17 protein-coding genes are annotated in these 21796 nt (G+C 47.6%); 16 read left to right on the top strand and 1 reads right to left on the bottom strand.

Annotated elements, in window-relative coordinates; translation table 11 throughout:
* Positions 1-64: 64 nt before the first annotated feature.
* From rfbA to NYE58_RS29200, 7 genes are all read left to right on the top strand, one after another.
* Entirely contained in the window at positions 65-943 is an 879-nt protein-coding gene (gene rfbA, locus NYE58_RS29230) for a glucose-1-phosphate thymidylyltransferase RfbA (protein WP_076220842.1), read from the top strand.
* Between the two features lie 20 nt (positions 944-963).
* Complete coding sequence (gene rfbC / locus NYE58_RS29225) at positions 964-1524, top strand: dTDP-4-dehydrorhamnose 3,5-epimerase (protein WP_076277496.1); 561 nt, start codon at positions 964-966, stop codon at positions 1522-1524.
* Between the two features lie 33 nt (positions 1525-1557).
* Positions 1558-2553, top strand: a complete 996-nt coding sequence (gene rfbB / locus NYE58_RS29220; RefSeq protein WP_076277495.1) for a dTDP-glucose 4,6-dehydratase — start codon at positions 1558-1560, stop codon at positions 2551-2553.
* Positions 2554-2631: 78 nt separating this feature from the next.
* Complete coding sequence (locus tag NYE58_RS29215) at positions 2632-3201, top strand: YdcF family protein (protein WP_341003671.1); 570 nt, start codon at positions 2632-2634, stop codon at positions 3199-3201.
* Between the two features lie 483 nt (positions 3202-3684).
* Positions 3685-5082, top strand: coding sequence for a glutamyl-tRNA reductase (gene hemA, locus NYE58_RS29210; RefSeq protein WP_076186087.1), 1398 nt, complete (start codon positions 3685-3687; stop codon positions 5080-5082).
* Between the two features lie 5 nt (positions 5083-5087).
* Positions 5088-5915 (top strand): cytochrome c biogenesis protein CcsA, encoded by an 828-nt coding sequence (gene ccsA / locus NYE58_RS29205; protein ID WP_076129405.1) that lies wholly within the window; start codon positions 5088-5090, stop codon positions 5913-5915.
* 5 nt (positions 5916-5920) lie between these two features.
* Positions 5921-6568, top strand: a complete 648-nt coding sequence (locus tag NYE58_RS29200) for a precorrin-2 dehydrogenase/sirohydrochlorin ferrochelatase family protein (RefSeq protein WP_280753784.1) — start codon at positions 5921-5923, stop codon at positions 6566-6568.
* A gap of 42 nt (positions 6569-6610) precedes the next feature.
* Here the strand turns inward: NYE58_RS29200 and NYE58_RS37585 are convergent, their stop codons facing one another.
* The gene (locus tag NYE58_RS37585) at positions 6611-7009 is read right to left on the bottom strand and encodes a DUF1720 domain-containing protein (RefSeq protein ID WP_445671794.1); all 399 of its coding nucleotides are present in this window, start codon (positions 7007-7009) and stop codon (positions 6611-6613) included.
* 211 nt (positions 7010-7220) lie between these two features.
* Here NYE58_RS37585 and hemC point away from each other — a divergent pair, with 211 nt between their 5' ends.
* From hemC to murC, 9 genes are all read left to right on the top strand, one after another.
* Positions 7221-8174 (top strand): hydroxymethylbilane synthase, encoded by a 954-nt coding sequence (gene hemC / locus NYE58_RS29195; RefSeq protein WP_076129403.1) that lies wholly within the window; start codon positions 7221-7223, stop codon positions 8172-8174.
* Between the two features lie 5 nt (positions 8175-8179).
* On the top strand, positions 8180-9727 hold the full coding sequence (cobA, locus tag NYE58_RS29190; RefSeq protein WP_341004311.1) for a uroporphyrinogen-III C-methyltransferase: 1548 nt from the start codon (positions 8180-8182) through the stop codon (positions 9725-9727).
* A gap of 875 nt (positions 9728-10602) precedes the next feature.
* The gene (gene hemB / locus NYE58_RS29185; RefSeq protein WP_076129402.1) at positions 10603-11601 is read left to right on the top strand and encodes a porphobilinogen synthase; all 999 of its coding nucleotides are present in this window, start codon (positions 10603-10605) and stop codon (positions 11599-11601) included.
* A gap of 82 nt (positions 11602-11683) precedes the next feature.
* On the top strand, positions 11684-12985 hold the full coding sequence (gene hemL / locus NYE58_RS29180) for a glutamate-1-semialdehyde 2,1-aminomutase (RefSeq protein ID WP_445671772.1): 1302 nt from the start codon (positions 11684-11686) through the stop codon (positions 12983-12985).
* On the top strand, positions 12982-13917 hold the full coding sequence (locus NYE58_RS29175) for an RluA family pseudouridine synthase (RefSeq protein ID WP_256717565.1): 936 nt from the start codon (positions 12982-12984) through the stop codon (positions 13915-13917). The genes hemL and NYE58_RS29175 overlap by 4 nt, the downstream gene beginning before the upstream one ends.
* Before the next feature lie 331 nt (positions 13918-14248).
* Positions 14249-15616 (top strand): LysM peptidoglycan-binding domain-containing protein, encoded by a 1368-nt coding sequence (locus tag NYE58_RS29170; RefSeq protein ID WP_076277493.1) that lies wholly within the window; start codon positions 14249-14251, stop codon positions 15614-15616.
* Positions 15617-16197: 581 nt separating this feature from the next.
* A complete protein-coding gene (locus tag NYE58_RS29165; protein ID WP_076219617.1) occupies positions 16198-18897 on the top strand; it encodes a valine--tRNA ligase in 2700 nt (899 codons plus the stop codon).
* 5 nt (positions 18898-18902) lie between these two features.
* Positions 18903-20279: a bifunctional folylpolyglutamate synthase/dihydrofolate synthase gene (locus tag NYE58_RS29160; RefSeq protein ID WP_341003669.1), complete on the top strand. Its 1377-nt coding sequence runs from the start codon at positions 18903-18905 to the stop codon at positions 20277-20279.
* A gap of 6 nt (positions 20280-20285) precedes the next feature.
* Positions 20286-21662: a UDP-N-acetylmuramate--L-alanine ligase gene (gene murC / locus NYE58_RS29155; protein WP_036685137.1), complete on the top strand. Its 1377-nt coding sequence runs from the start codon at positions 20286-20288 to the stop codon at positions 21660-21662.
* Positions 21663-21796 lie beyond the last annotated feature (134 nt).

Genomic DNA, 21796 nt, shown 5'->3' with positions numbered 1-21796 from the left:
GATTAGGAATTTAATTGAAGTAATATGAGGATTGTTAAATCATTTTATAGGAGATGTTGAATTAATGAAAGGTATTATCCTAGCAGGCGGCAGCGGTACGCGCCTATATCCATTAACAATGGTGACAAGTAAGCAGCTTTTACCTATTTACGACAAACCAATGATTTACTATCCGCTATCCACATTAATGTTAGCGGGCATTAAAGAAATTCTTATTATTTCAACTCCAGAGGACACGCCTAGATTTGAAAGCTTATTAGGTGACGGTTCTCAATTTGGTATCTCATTACAATACAAAGTGCAACCAAGTCCTGATGGTTTAGCTCAGGCTTTTATTTTGGGTGAATCTTTTATAGGTGATGATTCTGTTGCCATGATCCTTGGAGATAATATCTACTATGGCAATGGAATGCGGAAGATGTTGCAACGTGCTTCTACTAAACAACAAGGAGCAACGGTGTTCGGATATCATGTGCAAGATCCAGAGCGATTCGGTGTTGTCGAATTTAATGAAGAGGGCAAAGTGTTGAGCGTGGAGGAAAAACCAACTCAGCCAAAATCTAACTATGCAATTACTGGTTTATATTTTTATGATAACAGAGTTATTGAGATTGCTAAGAATGTTGAGGTCTCTTCAAGGGGGGAATTGGAGATTACCTCCATTAATGAAGCTTACTTAAACCTTGGTGAGCTCGATGTGGAACTTCTAGGGCGGGGATTCACGTGGTTAGATACAGGAACTCATCAAAGTCTTGTCGACGCAACTAACTTTGTACGGACTATTGAAGATCATCAGGGTATCAAGATCGCCGCTCCTGAGGAAATTGCATATATTAATGGATGGATTGACAAAAAACATTTGTGGAATTGTGGGGAGAAGTTGAGTAAGACGGGGTATGGTCAGTATTTGATGAAAGTAGCTACAGGTAAAATACAATATTAATAACTGAAAGTGTGGTAACCATGAAAATTAAAGAAACCTTACTGCAAGGTGTATTAGTCGTAGAACCAGCTGTTTTTGGGGACCACCGAGGTTGGTTTATGGAGACGTATAGCGGAGCTAAGTTTAAAGAGCATGGAATTGACATGGATTTTGTACAAGATAACCAATCCTACTCTGCAACTAAAGGAACATTACGTGGTTTGCATTATCAATTGCATCCCAAAGCACAGACGAAGCTGGTTCGGTGTACACGCGGTGCTATTTTTGATGTAGCCGTAGATATCAGAAAAGGCAGTCCTACCTATAGTAAATGGTTCGGCATTGAACTAAGTGCTGAGAATAAGAAGCAACTGCTGATCCCAAAAGGATTCGCTCATGGATTCATGACACTAACAGAAGACGTAGAGGTTCAGTATAAGTGCGATGAGCTTTATGCCCCGGAATGTGATGGGGGTATTTTGTGGAATGATCCTTCTATTGGTATCGAATGGCCTATTCATGTTACACCAGTGCTGTCTGCCAAAGATGAGAAGGCGCCTTTATTAAAAGAGGCAAATTTGAATTTTTTTTATGAAAACTAATATTAAAGATAATAGATCGGGAGTGTGCGTTCATTGAGTAAGCAAAAGATGCTGGTTACGGGTGGTGCCGGATTTATTGGAGGCAACTTCGTACAGTATATGGTAGATAAATATCCGCATTATGATATTGTGAATTTAGATTTGCTAACTTATGCGGGTGATCTAACGAAACATAAGGATATTGAGTCTAAATCGAATTATCGGTTTGTTAAAGCTGATATTGCTGACCGGGAGGCAATATTGTCTCTTTTTGAGTTGGAAAAATTCGATTATGTTGTTCATTTCGCTGCGGAGAGTCATGTGGATCGCTCAATTACTGATCCTGCGATATTTGTTCGTACGAATGTTATGGGTACACAGGTACTACTGGATGCAGCTAAAAAATTCGGCATTACTAAATTCCTCCATGTCTCTACGGATGAAGTGTATGGCGAACTTGATTTTGATCCTACTGTATTTTTTACCGAAGAAACACCTTTGCAGCCTAACAGTCCTTATAGTGCTAGTAAAACAGCGTCTGATTTGCTAGTCCGTGCTTATTATGAGACCTTTGGGTTACCAATGAACATAACACGCTGCTCGAACAATTACGGCCCCTATCATTTTCCTGAAAAACTGATTCCACTAACCATCTCAAGAGTATTAAACGAAGAGAAGGTTCCTGTATACGGGGATGGAAAAAATATTCGCGACTGGCTCCATGTCTGGGATCACTGCGCGGCCATTGACCTTGTCGTGCACCAAGGAGTAAGCGGTGAAGTTTATAATGTAGGTGGTCATAATGAGAGAACTAATCTTGAAGTAGTTAAGACGATTATCAGTACCTTGGGGAAATCTGATGATTTGATTGAATTCGTAACAGATAGATTAGGACATGATAAACGTTACGCCATTGATCCAACGAAACTTGAGAATTTAGGTTGGAAGCCAACTTATACTTTTGAGACAGGTATTGCGCAGACGATCCAATGGTATATTGATAATGCTGAATGGTGGCAACAAATCCTTAGTAACGAATCGCATAAGTGATTTATGCACGACTTAACGGTTAAGAAAAGAAAAGGTAATTTAATTAATAAAAGATGGGTCCTTTTCGTATGCTTACTATTGTTAATTACTAGTTTTTTCATTGCAGGCCGCTTCCTAGCTCTAACTGAATCTCCCAAGCAAGCCGATGTCATCATCGTCCTAAGCGGAGACCAAGGGCGTGTGGAAAAGGCAGCAGAGTTATATAAAGCAGGTTATGCTCCTTATATAATTCTTTCCAATGCCAAAGAGTCAACGAGTAAATCGGGTGACATGGTCCAAACCGCTCTAGCCTTAGGCATACCCCAGGATGTTATTTATACCGAGAACGCGGCGGATAGCACTTATCAGAATGCCGAGTACACCCTTCCTATTATGAAGGAGTACGGTTTTAAATCTGCGATGGTTGTTTCCTCTGACTTTCACATGCGGAGAGTAAAATTTCTTTTTGGTCGTGTATATAAAAAATCGGAGATTGAGCTGACGTATCTGGGTTCTGCATCAGGATATAACGCTAAACGCTGGTGGAGTGACCGAAGGAGTAGAGAAACAACGTTCAACGAGTATGTGAAAATGATCGGCAACACCTTTGGTTACAATGGTCCGGAGGCAAAAAGTACTCTTGATCAGATTAAGAACTGGTTTCGCTAATATTTTCGTCCAACTTCCGAGGTGATCTCATGAGTCAAGACCATTTAGTTTGTAAATCATCTGGGAATACTACATTCGTTAAAGGAGAAATGAGCAACCGATAGGCTAACGTCATGCTTATTGGAAAACCTTCTGTTTTGGCTGAGAAGTTTTAAGTCACTGAGCAGTGGCTTATTTTTTTGGAGAACGGACTTTTTGACAATTTTAAGAACTAGTAGGCGATAATATTTCATTCTCACTTCCATAACCTTATAAATTAGCTAAAAATAACTCATCCTAACCGTAGCGAACCTACGGTTTTTTATTTATAATAATTATTATCTGGATTTCATAAAGCGTTCAAAAAATCTGTAAAAAGTCTTATTTTCGTGTGATATACTTAACACAGTGTTTTGAGATGTTGTGAAAGTGAACGGTATGTAAGGTATTAATTTATATAATTGGATTTCAGCAACTTATAGAGACTAGGATGGTGAACTATCGATGCACATCGTCGTCGTTGGCCTGAATTATCGTACGGCTCCCGTGGAGGTACGGGAACAGTTTGCTTTTGCGGAAAGTGATCTTCCGGCAGCGCTCCATCAACTGATGAAGACGAAGGGTGTGCTAGAAGGGGTCTTAGTAGCTACCTGCAACCGTACGGAAATTTATGTGGTGATGGACCGCCTTCATATGGCTGGTTATTTCATCCGCGGCTTTATGGAGCAATGGTTTGGTGTGAAAAGCGAGCAATTTGCTCAGCATATGTATATTTATGAAGACGAGCAGGCGATTGCGCATTTGTTCCGTGTGACCTGCGGTCTGGATTCCATGGTGATTGGGGAGACGCAGATCCTGGGACAGGTGCGGAGTTCTTTTCTCACAGCTCAGGCTGAGGGTGTAACTGGAACTTGGTTCAATCGGTTGTTCAAGCAAGCGGTGACGCTCGGCAAAAGAGCACATAGTGAAACGTCAATCGGCGAGAGCGCAGTATCGGTCAGTTATGCGGCTGTGGAGCTGGGCAAGCGGATTTTTGGCATGTTCACTGGGAAAAAAGTGCTGATTCTCGGCGCCGGCAAAATGAGCGAGCTTACCGTGAAGCATCTATACAGTAGTGGTGCGGCAGAAGTGATTGTCGCTAACCGTACGCTGTCGCGTGCGATTGAATTGGCGGAGAAGTTCTCGGGTAAGCCGAGCACGATTGAAGATGCGTTAACAACTCTAAATGAAGTAGATATCGTGATCAGCTCGACAGGAGCAGACGGGTATGTGCTTACGGCTGATAAGGTAGCGCATGCTATGAAACGCCGCCCTTCGCGGCCGCTTTTTATGATAGATATTGCTGTACCACGTGATATTGATCCTGCGGCGGCAAATGTGCCGGATGTTTTTTTGTATGATATTGACGATCTGGAGGGCATTGTGGAGAACAATCTGGAAATGCGCCGAAGTGAAGCTGCGAAGATTGAAGTGATGATCAGTGAGGAAATGGATGAGTTCCAGCTGTGGCTCAAGACGCTTGGTGTAAGACCTGTAATCCGGGCGCTCCAGGATAAATCGAATACGATTCATGAAGAAACGATGGAAAGTCTGTTCAATAAGCTGCCCGAGCTGGACGAGCATCAGCGGAAAGTGATCCGCCGTCTGACTAAAAGTATCGTGAACCAGATGATGCATGATCCGATCAATGTAATTAAAGAGCTGTCCGGCGGTAAGCAAGGGAATGAAGCTCTTGATTATTTTTCCAAAATCTTTGCGTTGCAGGAACAGCTCAAATCCGATTCAGATGATGGAGACATTGCCTCGGTGAAGCAGTCTAGTTCTGGAGAACGTACGGCTGGCAGCGCTGATTTCTCTGTGCCTAAAACGGCGCTTGCTCCGGCAGGCTTGCTGGGTGGGTGAATAATATGCAACTGCTGAACGGAATATATGACGCCGCTCTGCTGGTCTATGCCCTGAGCCTGCTGTTTGTTTTCTCGGATTGCCTTAAAAGGAGTCCGGGTGGGAAGCGGTTAGGCACGGGGCTTCTTGTTGTTGTGGGTCTTTTGCAAGTTGCAGGACTTGGAATTCGTTTCTCTCAGGAGAAAGGCCTGCCTATTTTTACACCTTATGATTTCTTGTTTTGGTTTGCGTTTAGTATTGTGCTGACTTCGCTTGCGGTGGCTTTTACACGTGGTGGCGAGTTTACGATTTTGCTGCTCAGTATGGCCGGGTTTAGTGTTTTTCTGCTTAATCGGGTGTGGCTGACGGCGGGTGGACATACGCTTGAGACTTGGAGTGCGGTGTATGGCTGGCTGACGATGCATGTGATTTTGGCAAATTTGAGTTTTGCAGCACTGACGTTAGGGACGGTTTTTGCAATATTGTACTTGTTCCTGCACACCAGACTCAAAAGCAAGAAATGGAGTGACCGGATCCGTCGTTTGCCGAACCTGGAGACTACAGATAAATACTCTTACACCGCTATTTTGGTGGGCACTCCTTTGCTGGGAATATCGCTGGTGGTGGCGGGTTTATCTATAGTATCTGAGGGACGGACGCTTTTATTGAAGGATTTAAAAGTATTAACGACTCTTATCGGTCTTGGGATTTACATATTTTATATTATCTTTAAGAAGTCCGGGCGGAAAAGTGGAGTAAGTATGGCTCGCTGGGCGATTTTAGGATATGCTTTTATTATCTTAAATTTTCTGTTGAATTCTTGGTCTGATTTTCACGGTTGGAGCGGGGAGTGAAGGGCATGACGCGTTATTTACCCATAATGCTGGATTGTGAAGGGCAGCCCTGTGTGGTTATTGGCGGTGGTGTCGTGGCTGAACGTAAGGTGAGCGGGCTGTTGGAAGCTGGAGCGGCGGTTAAGGTGATTAGTCCTTCTTTGACAGATCCGCTTGATTCTCTAGCTGAAAAAGGTCTTCTGATCTGGATGGACCGTACTTATGCTCCCGGAGATCTCCGTGGGGCCTTTCTCGTATATGCAGCCACTAACGATAGGGCGGTTAATGAAGAGGTTGCGCGGGAGTCTAGACGGCTTGGAATTCATGTGAATGTGGCCAGCCATGCGGAAGCGGGAAACTTTATCACGCCCGGAGTGGTTCGGAGGGGACGTTTGACGGTAGCTGTATCTACTTCAGGTGCTGGCCCGCTTGCGGCAACGAAGATCAAAAATGTGCTTGAAAAAGCGCTGGATGCGGCGTATGAGCCATATTTGGATTTTGTGCATGCCATGCGAACCCGGATTAAGGAAAAAGAACCTTCTGCTGAAGTTCGTGGAAGGCTTTTGAGGAAGCTAGGCGCGCTGGATGTGTTGAACGAGATGAGTAAGGGTACCTTCATAGCGTGGAGCCCGGAGGATATGGACGCTTGGATTGCTGAGCAACGGGTGGAGTAAAAGTGCGCGTGGACACTGTAAAGATTAGAAAATTGGGTTAGATTAAGATATGAAGTGGATGAGCGGTTTTGAGTAACTATAATGAATGGCTGAGTTGGCTCGTAGTGGCTGAGATGGTGGAATGTACGGTATAGATACTGTTGAATTGGGCTTAAGTGGCTGGGATGGCGGAATGTACGGTATAAATACTGTTGAATTGGGATGGAATAGCTGAGATGGCGGAATGTACGGTATAAATCCCGTTGAATTGGGCTTAAGTAGCTGAGATGGCGGAATGTACGGTATAAATCCCGTTGAATTGGGCTTAAGTAGCTGAGATGGCGGAATGTACGGTATAAATCCCGTTGAATTGGGTTGAAGTAGCTTAGAGGGTGGAATGTACGGTATAAATGCTGTTGAATTGGACTTAAGTAGCTGAGATGGCGGAATGTACGGTAACAATGCCCTTAAAATAAGCAACAGTCGCCGAATGAGCTAAAAGAAAGGCAAAAATGCCTCAAATTCGGCGGGGATTATCCGAAGTAGCGAATTCAAAGGCAATAATGCCTTTTTTAGAGTGAGAGTAGTTAATTGGTTAGTTTGGGTTTGGATTTCTAGTGCAAGGTTCTGCGGTGAAGAGTAAGAGGCGAACGTTACCAGGAGGAATGGACAAATGCGTAAGGTTATAGTGGGGAGTAGACAAAGCGCGCTTGCGTTGACGCAAACGGGACATGTGATTGCTGATCTGGAGCGACTTAGCGAGGAGCATGGTTTTGGTTTTACTTTTGAAGTGAAAAAGATCGTCACCAAAGGTGACCGCATTCTTGACGTTACTTTATCCAAGGTAGGCGGCAAAGGGTTGTTCGTGAAAGAAATCGAGCAAGCGATGCTGGAAAAAGAAATCGACATGGCGGTGCACAGCATGAAGGATATGCCATCCGAGTTACCGGATGGGTTGATCAATGGTGCTGTGCCGAAGCGTGTCGATCCGCGTGATGTTTTGATCTCTAACGGAGGCGTCTCGCTAGACGAGCTGCCTCAGGGTGCACGCGTAGGCACAAGCAGCTTACGCCGATCCAGCCAGCTCGCTGCGCTGCGGCCTGATCTGGTCATTGAGCCCGTGCGCGGCAACATTGACTCGCGGCTGCGCAAGCTGGAGAGCGGCGAATACGACGCAATCCTGCTGGCAGCGGCGGGGCTGTCGCGCATGGGCTGGCAGGATCGCGTGAGCGCCTACCTGCCGCCGGAGGTTTGCCTGCCCGCTGTAGGGCAGGGCGCACTCGGCATCGAGTGCCGCGCAGATGACGCTGACCTGCGGAAGCTGCTGGCATTATACAACGACGCCGATACGGCATTGACGGTAGCGGCGGAGCGCACGTTCCTTGGCGTGCTGAATGGCGGCTGCCAAGTGCCGATTGGTGCTCATGCGGTGCTTGACACAGCCGCCAAAGCTGCTACCGCTGAGCACAAAGTAATCTCGTTAACGGGGATGGTGGGAACACCGGACGGTTCAACGATTTTGAAAGAAACTTGCACGGGGATTGACCCGGTACAGCTCGGCGAAGAAGTCGCTAAAAAGCTGATTGCAAGAGGAGCGGAGAAGATACTGTCAGACGTTAGGGGATGAGTGGATTGACGGGGAAGGTTTATTTGGTAGGTGCAGGTCCCGGGGACGCAAAGCTGATTACTGTGAAAGGCCTCGAGTGTATCCAAAAAAGCGACGTACTGGTGTATGATCGCTTGGCAAGTCCTAGATTGCTGAAATGCATGAAACCCGGCGGGGAGAAGATTTATGTAGGCAAGCTGCCGGATCGCCACACGATGAAGCAGGAAGAGATTAATCAATTGTTAGTTGATTTGGCTTTACAGGGGAAAACAGTGGTGCGGCTTAAGGGTGGGGACCCTACGATTTTTGGCCGGGTGGGTGAAGAAGCGGAGCTGCTGCGCAAAAATGGGATCTATTACGAAATCGTACCGGGCATCACGTCAGCGATCAGTGTACCTGCCTATGCGGGTATACCTGTTACGCACCGCGATCATGCCTCTTCCCTGTCGATTATCACCGGGCATGAGAGTCCGGATAAACTGGATCATTCCATACATTGGGATAAAGTAACGAACGCCACGGGAACGTTAGTGTTTCTGATGGGCGTAGCTAAAATAGGTTATATCAGCGCTCAGCTGATCAAGCACGGACGGCCGCCAGAAACACCAGTGGCACTTGTGCGCTGGGGCACCCGCGCGGATCAGGAGACGCTGACGGGAACCCTCGCCGATATTGAGGCGAAGGTGAAGGCGGCGGATTTTCAGCCGCCGGCAGTCATCGTCGTCGGCGACGTGGTGCTGCAGCGTGAGCAGCTGAAGTGGGTCGAGGCGATGCCGTTATTCGGCAAACGCATCGTGGTGACACGGGCTCGCAGCCAAGCAAGCGAGCTGGTGGATAGAATTGAAGAACTCGGCGGGGAACCCTACGAGTTCCCGGTGATCGAGACGATCATGCCGGAAGGGGCAGAGAAGAAGGCGAAGATTGCTGCGGCGTTTGGCGCGCTGGAATCGTACGACTGGGTATTCTTCACTAGCCCGAACGGCGTGGAGTTTTTTTGGCGCCACTTGGCGGAGCTGGGGGCGGACATTCGCGGGCTACACCGCGCGCGTATTGCAGCGGTGGGGCCAGGCACAGCCGCCGCGCTGGCGCAGCGCGGGGTGATTGCTGAGGAACTTCCGGCGAAGTTTCAGGCGGAAGGTCTGATTGAGAAGTTCGGTCCCCAGCTGCTGCCGGGACAGAACGTGCTATTGCCGCGCGGCGATCTGGCGCGGGACTGGCTGCCGGACAAGCTGAGAGAGCTTGGCCTTCAGGTGACAGACGTGGATACTTATGAAACGGTTGTCACGGGTGAGGATGACGTCGAGCTGCTGAAGCTGCTAGAGGAAGGTCGCGTTCACGCGGTAACCTTCACCAGCTCGTCAACCGTGCGTAATTTCTTACACATCCTGAAACGGTTGGGGCTTGAAGATCCGCTCCCGCTGCTTGCAAATGTGAAAATCGCCTGCATCGGTCCGTTAACGGAGCAGACTGCGGTAGACGCGGGACTGACACCGGGTCTCTTGTCTGAAGAGGCAACCATAGATGGTTTGGTGCAGGAGCTCTGCCGCTGGAATGCGGAGACTCAGCTGCAGTAGCGGTCGGATCGAGGATAGAACAAAGCAATAGTTTACTGGTGAGTTTAGCATACTTAGCTTACTTTCTGGTGGGAAGGTAGAAGCTGATTACTCCGCGGGGAGATGTTCTACGGAGAAAGGCAGTGCCTGCTTAGAAATATAGCGCTCAGCTTATATTTAGTTAGATTACAGGCTAGAGTTTGTTCATAGTTACTAAATAGTTCGTGGTTACACGTGAGTTGGTAGTTATTAAATAGTTCGTAGTTACATGTGAGTTCGTGGTTACTAAATAGTTGGGGTTACATGTGAGTTTAGAGTTTGTTCGTAGTTACTAAATAGTTCGTGGTTACACGTGAGTTGGTAGTTATTAATGAGTTCGCGGTTACTTTTACTAACTAACATTTGTTGGTTTACTCGCCGTTATATCTACGCTCAAAAGTGCCACATCGCTACCTTCAAGTAACATATAAATTGAACTCCGAACGTAGTGACTTATGGAGTTCGGAGGATAATATTTGGTTGTAAACTAACAGGTATGTAGAGAATATGCAGTAGGTTAATGTGAGCAGATCTGCTTGAGGTTTAGGTTTAGTTGTACTTCATACAATTAAATTTTCTATATATCAGCTAAAGTCGAGTTTAGTTGTAGTATGTGCAATTAAATATCCGCTAAATGAGGAATCTTCGCACTTTTGTAATAAATAACTGTAGAGAATGCAACTAAAGCTTACAATTAGGACAAAACATCGAGATAGTTGCACAAACTACAACTATACGTAGTTAGCCTGTGGTCGGCGGTTTGGTTGCGGCTAATTTAGACTTGGCTGTGGCTAGTTGTAGTTTGCTGCCAGACACATAATTTGGTTTTATATTTTATTTTTCAGGAGGATGAACAAATGAGCTTTCCAATTACACGTCACCGTCGTTTGCGCGGTTCTGCTGGAATTCGTGGCATGGTTCGGGAGACGATACTGAATGTGCTGGATATGGTACAGCCTATTTTTGTGACTTATGGAACAGGTGTGAAGAATGAGATTAGCTCGATGCCGGGTGTGTATCATTTTTCGCTGGATACGTTAAAAGCAGAAGTGGACGAGATTGCCGCACTAGGCATCCCGGCAGTATTGTTGTTCGGGATTCCTGAGACGAAGGATGCTATCGGTTCTTCCGGTTTTGCAGAGGATGGAATTGTGCAAGAGGCTACTCGCTTGATCAAGCAGTGGTACCCAGAGCTGTTGGTCGTTGCAGATACCTGCCTTTGTGAATTTACGGATCACGGACATTGTGGAATGGTGCATACGCATACGGTGAATGGTGTGGTCCATGGCGATGTTATCAACGATGCCTCGCTGGAGCTTTTGACTCGTACGGCGGTATCCCAAGCAAAAGCTGGAGCAGATATTATCGCCCCTTCCAACATGATGGATGGATTTGTTCACGCAATTCGTGCGGGACTTGATGAGAACGGCTTTGAGCATGTGCCGATTATGTCGTATTCGGTCAAATATGCTTCGGCGTTTTATGGCCCTTTCCGCGAAGCAGCGGATTCAGCACCACAGTTCGGGAATCGCAAAACATATCAAATGGACCCTGCCAATCTGCGCGAAGCACTCCGTGAAGCAGAATCCGATGTGCTGGAAGGCGCGGATATGTTAATGGTGAAGCCAGCTCTGGCTTACCTAGATGTGATTCGTACGATTCGTGATCAGTTTGATCTTCCTTTGGTGGCTTATAATGTGAGTGGAGAATATTCCATGGTAAAAGCAGCGGCACTGCAAGGCTGGATCGACGAGCAAGCCGTTGTGCTGGAAATGCTGACGGGCATGAAACGTGCTGGTGCGGACATTATTATTACTTATTTTGCAAAAGATGCAGCCCGCTGGCTGCGCGGCTAATCTTCATCACACCGACATCGCGGCAGCTAATAAATGTTTGTACAAGCTTGTGTAACCAAGAAGAGAATAGGAGTGAAGATACATGAGTAATGTGCCAATGGCGCGTAAAGAGGAAGCGTCCCGGAAGGCTTTTGATGAAGCAAAACAATATATTCCCGGCGGGGTGAACAGCCCTGTACGGGCGTTTAAATCCGTAGGTCTGACTCCGATTTATGTGGATCATGGGATAGGTTCGCGTATTTTTGATATCGACGGCAACAGCTTTATCGACTATGTGCTCTCATGGGGTCCACTGATTATGGGTCATGCGCATCCTGAGGTTGTGAAGGCATTGCAGGAGACAGCGGTAAAAGGGACAAGCTTTGGCGCTCCAACGCTACTGGAAACGGAAATGGCAAAAACCGTTGTTGAACGAGTGGCATCTGTAGATATCGTACGCATGGTTAACTCTGGAACGGAAGCTACGATGAGCGCGATTCGTTTGGCACGTGGTTACACTGGGCGCAGCAAAATCTTGAAGTTCGAAGGCTCCTACCACGGTCACGCCGATAGTCTGCTTATTAAGGCTGGCTCTGGTGTAGCTACATTGGGCTTGCCGGATAGCCCGGGTGTCCCAGAAGGCGTTGCAATGAATACCATTACGGTTCCTTACAATGATTTGGAGTCCACTCAGATTGCTTTCGAACGTTTTGGCAATGAGATTGCCGCAGTGATCGTAGAGCCGATTGCCGGCAACATGGGCGTGGTTCCACCGCTTCCAGGCTTCCTGGAAGGGCTTCGTAAATTAACTTCTGACAATGGTTCGCTGCTTATTTTTGATGAGGTTATGACAGGCTTCCGTGTTAATCGTGGCTGTGCTCAAGGCTTGTTCGGGATTACTCCGGATATTACTTGTTTTGGCAAAGTTATCGGCGGCGGACTTCCAGTGGGTGCTTATGGCGGCAAAAGAGAGATCATGGAGCAAATCGCTCCTACTGGACCGATTTATCAGGCGGGCACACTTAGTGGTAATCCATTGGCGATGGCAGCCGGATATATTACGCTCAAGCTGTTGACCCCGGAAGTATATGATCGTCTGGAACAATTGGGTGCACGTCTGGAAGCGGGTTTGAAAAAGAATTCAATTGAGACTGGCATTCCGCTCACTATCAACCGGGTGGGATCGATGGTTTGCCCATTCTTTACTGAAGGACCTGTAATCAATTTTGAAACGGCTAAGTCCAGTGACACGGATCTTTTCCGTCGTTATTTTGGTCATATGGTAAACCAAGGCATCAGTGTGCCACCTTCACAGTTTGAGGGGATGTTCATATCGGCTGCACATAGTGAACAAGATATTGATGATACCATTGAGGGCCATTATAATGCCCTGAAGGCCCTTTGAGCATCGGAGCCGGAGAAAGAACCGGTGGTGGCGCTTGGACCCGGCGTGGAGAGTGGCTGGAGGTAACACCCGGCAAAATCATTACTGGAGCCGAGGATACGCAGGCAACGATTGACAAGTGGCTGTTAGAAACTGTAGGCATGCCCGAGAAACTTCATCTGCGGTTACGCCGCGAGGGAGGCATTCAGTGGAAAGGCGACCGGCTTCGGCTGGCGCTTTTTCCCGATCGTGAAGCGGGGCTTGAACCGATATGGGAAGAGCTTGAGGTGCTGTATGAGGATGATTTTTGCCTGGTAGCTCATAAACCAGCTGGGCTGGCGGTACATCCCGATGGCAGTGGAACAGGTGTAACTCTGGATCACCTCGTAGCTGCGCATTATATCACTTCCGGCGAAAATGTGGCTGTGCGCCATATTCACCGCTTGGACAAAGATACAACGGGTCCGGTGATGTATGCGAAAAATGAGTTCGCACAGTTAGTCCTGGACGAGAATATGCGTGAAAAAAGCATCTCGCGGCACTACGCCGCGATCGTTGAAGGCATCGTGCCGCCTGCGCTTAAGGTGATCGATGCCCCGATTGGGCGCGATCGGCATCACGCTGCGCGCAGACGGGTCTCGCCCGGCGGACAATCTGCCGTGACGCGAATCATCGAGCGCGAGGCACTGCATGGCGGAAGCCTGGTGCATGTGCAGCTGGAGACTGGACGGACGCATCAGATTCGCGTTCATCTCAGCCATATGGGTCATCCCTTGTATGGGGATGAACTATATGGCGGTCCGGTTTGGGCTTCCAGCGCTGCCGGCCGCCATGCCCTGCATGGCGAGGCATTGTCCTTCCGCCATCCTTGGAGCGGAGAACAGCTGGAAGTCAGCGATCCGTGGCCGGAGGATATGCTGCAGCTGCGAGAGCTGCTGTCTGAAGCACCCTGACAGATACGTAAGTGGCTAAGGAACAGTAGAATCAGCAAAAGCTGGTTCTGCTGTTCTTTTTCTATTTTTTCAGAAAAAAAACATCTATCCATGTCTTATTAATAAAAGCAGCATATAATACTTTGTTCTTACGAAGTAGTGCATCTATCAGCAGGCTGAAGGTTTGGTGAGCTCTTAAATTCATGAAATTTATTAGCATCCTGTCCGGTTAGTACTACCAAAGTTGTCATGCCTCTCTGTTTGAAGCATATACATGTGGGGAGTAACATTTTGGGCTTATGCTCTGGGCCTGTCTCAGGGTTAGATTATGCCAAGAAGGAGGACATATCCCGTGTTTGATCAGTCCCACGGCTTGCGGTTTGATATTTACGAACGCATTCACCTTTCGGAAGAGCTTCCGGGAATAGCTGAGCTGGAGGAGGTTGAACTACTTCCGGAAATTCAGGTGATTCAGCGGGAGGATCGTGCCGAGTTATATGGTCAGCTGTTGCTTACCGGGCTTTACCGGAGTGAAGATGGCCGAACACAACGTCTGGAGCATGCCATTCCCGTGGAAATCACTGTTCCGCTTACACGCGTCAGCTCGATTGAAGATATTGGGGTAGAGATTGAGAATTTTGATATCGATCTGCTCACGATGCGCACTGTGAATATAACAGGCGTATTATCGCTGCGGGGGATCGGTGGTGCGGACCCTCAACCTCAACCAGCCTGGCAGCAAGAGGAGTATACAGTCGCCTATTCTCCTGTGAATGATGACAGGGTAGAAGCTACTACGGAGCTACAAGAACAGGAAAATGATGCACTTTATGAAAATTCTCAGTGGACCTTTGGTGAGGATGCCTCACAGGTTGCTGTAGAAGAACATGAGCATGCCGAAGCGAATGAACAGGAAGCAGAAGAATCATTAGTCTCAAGTGGAGCCGCTCATACGTCCCCTGTAGTCAATTTCTCATCCGGTCAGGAGAAGGACAAGGGAGCTAAAGCACGGACACATAGTCTGGAGTCCCAAGTTGAGGATGCTAAAGCGGGTTTATCCGATTACTGGTTTAAAGCCGAGGCCCAGAACAAAGAGGTTGAGGTGTCTCAGCTGAATCAAGCAAGCTATGTGAGCGAAGAGAACCAACAGTCGGCAGAGGAATATTTTACTCCTAGAGAGACCGCTGTTCCAGCCGTTAGTGCAGATGCAATTCAGGATATCCCTGTGTTCGCTTCTGAAAATGAGGCTAATAATGCGCTTCCTAAGCAAGAAGAGAATACTGCGCCGATTAATGAGAATGCGAACGAAGTTTTTGTTTCACAAGAGAGTGTGGCTTCTCATGAGGAGAAACAAGATCTTAAGATCGCCTTGGGCAGCAAAAAAGAAGCAGAAATTCCGGAAAAAGAACATCTCACCTTCTCCTCTTTACTAAGCTCCAGTCGTGTCCGTAAAGAGCAGGAAGCTCTGCAGTCGGATGCAAACACATCTGCAGCAGTGGACGTTCCAGAGGTTGGCAATAATACGGAATGGAAGAGCAGATTCATTGCCAGCGCGGATGGAGCTAACATGTTCCGCAAAGTTCGGCTGTGTATTGTGCAGCGTGAAGAAACACTGGATACCATAGCAGAGAAGTATCAGCTAAGTGCGCGGGAACTGGTAATGTATAATCGCTTATCCGGGCAGAGTGTAGAGGAAGGTCAAGTGTTGTACATCCCGTAATCGAATCGTGATGCGTACACACATGAATAGGTGAATCCCGATCAGGTATTAGGATCGGGATTTTTGCTGTTTCTTTGTTGGAAGGGATGCTTCAGAAGAAATAAGTCGAAATTCAGCCTAAAGTCCCGCTGCAAAGGCGTATCCAGGTTGACTAGGGGGGGCTCAAAATGTATTATGGAGTAAGCAATATCTAAGTAAAGACTGGGAACGGGAAGAGTAGGCGGTCAGCCCTTCAGAGAGCGGAATTGCAAGTGCTGTGACATTCCGTAGGAAACAGCCCCCGAAGTCGCCCCGGAGTCGCCCTTCTGAGCTTATCTTCATATTTGTGAAGGATAAGTTAGGTTGTGGCCGGTAGCAGCCGTTATCTGTACGAGTGTCGCGCTAAGCTTCTGAATCCGTAGGGTAAGAAGTGTAGTTTTATTTTTCATTGGCGCGAAACAAAGGTGGTACCGCGAAAGAATGACCTTTCGTCCTTTGAGACGAGGGGTCTTTTTGTTTTTTTCAGAGACCTGTGCGCTCTATACAGCAACTTTATTAACAACTATAAGCAACTACAAGTAAACTAGTGGAGGTATCAGAGAATGGCTGACCAAAACCATCTAACAGCGGCAGATGCTGCCGCTACGAATGAATCTAAAAACGAGATGCCAACAACGTATGATCCGAAGGCAGCAGAACAGAAATGGTATTCCTACTGGACAGAGGGCGGATATTTCCGCGCAGGCCAGCGTCCGGATGCTAAAGCCTATAGTATTGTGATCCCGCCGCCAAACGTAACGGGAATGCTGCACATCGGGCATGCGCTCGATTTCACATTACAGGATATCCTGATTCGTACTAAACGGATGCAGGGCTTCGATACGCTTTGGTTGCCAGGTACGGACCACGCAGGTATTGCAACACAAACGAAGGTAGAGCAGAAGCTGCGCGAGCAGGGGATTTCCAGACATGACCTCGGACGTGAGAAGTTCCTGGAGCAGGTGTGGGATTGGAAAGACAAATACGCGAACACCATTCATGAGCAGTGGGCAAAAATGGGACTTTCCCTTGACTACTCCCGCGAGCGTTTTACCCTCGATGAGGGTTTGTCTAAGGGAGTTCGCGAGGTATTTGTTAAGCTTTATAATAAAGGCTTGATCTATCGCGGTAAACGTATCATCAACTGGGACCCGGCGGCTCGTACGGCGTTGTCGGATATCGAGGTTGAATATAAGGAAGTTAACGGTCATCTGTACCACCTGCGTTACCCACTTAAAGATGGCAGTGGACATATCACTGTAGCGACCACACGTCCGGAGACGATGTTGGGTGATACGGCAGTTGCTGTTCATCCTGAGGATGATCGTTATAAAGATCTGATTGGTAAAACGCTGATCCTGCCGATTATCGGCCGGGAGATTCCAATTATCGCTGACGAGTATGTAGATAAAGAGTTTGGTAGCGGTGCGGTTAAGATCACGCCAGCTCATGATCCAAATGACTTCGAGGTAGGTCAACGGCACAATTTGCCGCAGATCAACGTAATGGATGAGAGCGGTACGATGAACGAAGAAGCAGGACCTTACAAAGGTCAAGACCGGAGTGAATGCCGTAAGGCCATCACGGCGGATCTGAAGGAGCAAGGCGTTCTGATCTCTATTGAAGATCATGTGCATCAAGTTGGACACAGTGAACGTTCAGGAGCGGTTGTTGAGCCTTACCTGTCCACACAATGGTTCGTGAAGATGCAGCCCCTCGCCGAAGCTGCCATCAATGCACAGAAGGATGGTAATGGGGTTAACTTTGTACCTGAACGGTTCGAGAGAACCTACCTGAACTGGATTGAAAACGTACGCGACTGGTGTATTTCCCGTCAGCTTTGGTGGGGGCATCGTATTCCGGCTTGGTATTCTGAATCTACCGGTGAGCTGGTTGTGGCGAATGACGAGGAAGAAGCGCGCCGGATCAGCGGCTTAACCGACCTGAAACAGGACGAGGATGTTCTGGATACTTGGTTTAGCTCCAACCTCTGGCCGTTTGCAACCCTAGGCTGGCCGAATGAAGACAGTGCAGATTTCAAACGTTACTATCCGAACGATGTGCTCGTAACGGGCTACGATATTATTTATTTCTGGGTAGCGCGGATGATCTTCTCGGCACTGGAATTCACCGGAGAGAAACCATTCTCGGACGTATTGATGCATGGTTTGGTACGGGATGCTGAAGGACAAAAAATGTCCAAATCACTCGGAAACGGTGTAGATCCGCTTGAGGTTATCGAGAAGTATGGCGCAGATGCTATGCGTTATATGATTTCTACCGGCAGCACAGCGGGTCAGGATTTACGCTTCCGCTGGGAAAAGGTAGAGCAGGCGCGTAATTTCGCTAATAAGATCTGGAATGCGTCACGCTTCGCCCTCATGAATCTTGAAGGAGTTAGCTTCGAGAATATTGACATTACTGGTGAGCTAACTACGGCTGACCGTTGGATTTTACACCGCCTGAACGAAACTTCTCGTGAAATTACGCGTCTAATTGACTCGTACGAGTTCGGCGAGACCGGCCGCCAGCTGTACAACTTCATTTGGGACGATTTGTGTGACTGGTATATTGAGTTCGCGAAGCTGTCGCTTTACGGAACGGATGCCGCAGCCAAAGCGAAGACACAGTCCGTACTTGCTTATGTACTCGACCGCACCATGCGCTTGATCCATCCGTTTATGCCGTTTATTTCGGAGGAAATCTGGCAGCATCTGCCGCATGAAGGAGAGACAATTACTTTGGCTGCTTGGCCTGAGTATGATGCTGCTCTGGAGAACCCGCAAGCGGTAGCGGAAATGAACCTGCTGATGGATGTAATCCGGGCAGTTCGTAATATCCGTGCTGAAGTAAATGTACCGATGAGCAAAAAGGTTGATTTGATTATTAAAGCGAGCAATGAGGAAACGCTGAGCATCATTACTCGTAACGACAACTACATCGGACGTTTCTGCAATACCTCTTCTTTCGAAGCTGGCCTGAATCCGGAAACGCCAGACAAGGTAATGTCCGCTGTAGTAACGGGAGCGGAACTGCTTCTGCCTTTGTCGGGGCTGATTGATATTGAACAAGAAATCGCTCGTCTGGAAAAAGAAGTGCAGACGCTGAACAGCGAAGTAGAACGCGTAGAGAAAAAGTTGAGCAATCAGGGCTTCGTGGCCAAAGCTCCCGCAAAAGTTATCGAAGAGGAGCAGGCGAAGCAGGCAGATTATTCTGCCAAACGTGAGAAAGTACTTGCCCGCATAGCAGAGCTGAGAGGATAAGAGACATGGATGACCTAAATCGGGGCGGGAGCACCGCCCCTCTTGCGACATATACCGAAGCGGTTAACTGGATCAAGGGCCTGATTCCTTTTGGAATCCGGCCAGGTTTAGACAGAATTGAGATGTTGATGGACAAGCTGGGAAACCCGCACCGTCGGCTGAAATTTATTCATGTGGCGGGTACCAACGGCAAAGGCTCCACCTGTGCTTTTTTGACAAGCGCACTTTTGCAAAGCGGCTATTCTGTCGGCACCTTCACGTCTCCGTATATTACGAAGTTCACGAACAGGTTCCAATATAATAATACGGACATTCCTGAAGAAACTCTTCTTGAGCTAGTGAATACCCTTCGTCCTTTGGTAGATGAGATTGCAGAAACGGAATTTGGCTCACCAACGATGTTTGAGGTAACTACAGCTGTGGCCATTCTATTTTTTGCGGGTGTTTCTTGTCCGGATGTTGTCGTATGGGAGACTGGGCTTGGGGGAAGGCTGGATGTAACGAACATCGTTACTCCGATCGTGTCGGTGATTACAAATGTCGGCCATGACCATATGGATATTCTGGGAGATACACTTGAGAAGGTTGCAATGGAGAAAGCCGGAATTATCAAACCCGGTGTACCTGTTGTTAGCTGCGTAAATCAACCGGAAGTCGTGGCTGTACTCAAGGAGAAAGCGGCGGCTTGCCGCTCTACTCTTTATCTTGCCGGAGAAGATTTTAGCTATGAAGCTACTGGAATCCATGGGGATGTGCAGACCTTTAACTTTAAGGGTCCCTTCCGTTCGCTTGAACTTGGGATTGTGATGAAAGGCGAACACCAGATTAGCAATGCGGCGGGAGCCATGATGGTTCTTGAAGTTTTGCGCCAGTATATGGCGTTCATGTTAGAGGATGAAGATGTTCTGGAAGGATTGCGTCATGCATTTTGGGCTGGAAGGCTGGAAGAGGTAAGTAAATCTCCGAGGATCGTACTGGATGGAGCACATAATCCGGAAGGCGCGGAGAGCCTTGCCAAAAGCCTGCCACAGCTCTATAAATACGGTGAATTAAATTTACTTATGGGAATGATGGCAAATAAGCATCATGAATCCTACTTTAAGCATATACTGCCTATAGTGGATACGCTCATCCTGACCGAACCGGATTTCCAGAACAAAATGGACGCGGAGAATCTGCAGGTTATCGCAGAAAGTCTGCGGGATAAATATGCCAAGGAAAACTTGGTAATCATAGTAGAACATAATTGGGGAAAAGCGCTGCAACAACTGAAGTCGATTACAGCGGAGGATGACCTTGCCGTCGTATCTGGTACGCTGTATTTGATTTCTGACGTGCGCGGTACACTTTTGCAGCAACCCGATACTGAAAAAGGCTGGTGACGACTGTTGGATACTACTGAACGCGTGCATTTTATAGGGATCGGCGGCTACGGTATGAGCGCGATTGCCCGAGTAATGCTAGAAATGGGATATACGGTTACGGGCTCCGATGTGGCTGCCCAAGAATTGACGGATAAATTGATTGCTAAAGGTGCCAAGATTTATATTGGGCATACAGCAGAACAAGTAAAAGGTGCGGATCTGGTCGTGTACTCAACGGCTTTGTCCAGCGATAATGTGGAATGGGTAGAAGCAGAGCGTCTTAAGATTCCAATTCTGCACCGCTCACAAATGTTAGCCCGTTTATTGAACGAACGTAAAGGGGTAGCCGTTGCCGGAGCGCATGGTAAAACAACTACATCCTCTATGATCGCACTTGTAATGGAAGAGTGTGAAGTTGATCCTACGTATATTATCGGCGGAGAGATTATGAACGTCGGTACGAATGCAAAGGCAGGACAAGGCGATTATGTAGTGGCGGAAGCGGATGAGAGTGATGGCTCTTTCTTGCACTATCACCCTTGGCTTGGAATTGTCACGAATGTGGAAGCAGATCACTTGGAGAATTACGGCGGAGATTTTAACCGTCTCAAGGCTGCTTATGTACAGTTTATGAACCAGACCCGTGAAGACGGCACTGCGATTGTGTGTGCAGATGACGAGAACGTGATTTCTTTATTGCCTGAAGTGTCAGGTAAGGTGATTACTTACGGCATCAAGTCGAAGACTGCAGATTATATTGCCACAGACATCGTTCTTGGCGACCGTCAGGTTTCGTATACGATGAACCATAATGGCGTAGTATTGGGACAAATTGAACTATCCGTGCCAGGCCAGTACAATCTGTATAATTCAATGGCTGCGGTTATCGCTTGTTTGAAGTCAGGAATCTCTTTTGAAAAAATCGCTGAAGCGATCGTGAAATTCCATGGTGCGAAGCGCCGTTTTCAAGTGCTCGGAGAAGTCGATGACATTCTGGTCATCGATGATTATGCGCATCACCCAACTGAAATTCAGGCGACAATCAGTGCTGCTAAGGCAACGGGGAAACGGATTATTGCCGTATTCCAGCCTCAGCGGTATACACGTACGTTCTTCCTGCTAGATGCCTTCAGCCGTGCCTTTAGCGAAGCAGATGAGGTGATCATCACCGACATCTACTCTCCGGCAGGTGAGAAGCAGATTGAGGGGGTTACATCTGCGAAGCTGGTTGAGCTTATTGTGCAGAACAGTAACGCTGGTGCAAGACATCTGCCAACCAAAGAAGATGTGCTTGCTGATCTGAAACCTCGTATTGCCCCAGGTGACCTAGTGATTACGATGGGCGCAGGCGATATCTGGAAGGTTGGATACGCATTGGCGGACGGCTTGAAGAAGCGTTAATACAAACACAGGCCTACACGAGAATATTCATATTCTCTTGACCATAGCACTTCCCCTGAGGTTCCATCAGATAATCTACATGTTTATCTGGATAGGGCTTTTGGGGGGGTGCTTTTTTACTTATATTTATATGT

The organism is Paenibacillus sp. FSL L8-0708 (assembly GCF_038009325.1).
GTDB classification, from domain to species: domain Bacteria; phylum Bacillota; class Bacilli; order Paenibacillales; family Paenibacillaceae; genus Paenibacillus_AQ; species Paenibacillus_AQ odorifer.
This window is presented reverse-complemented; position numbering and strand designations above follow the sequence as displayed.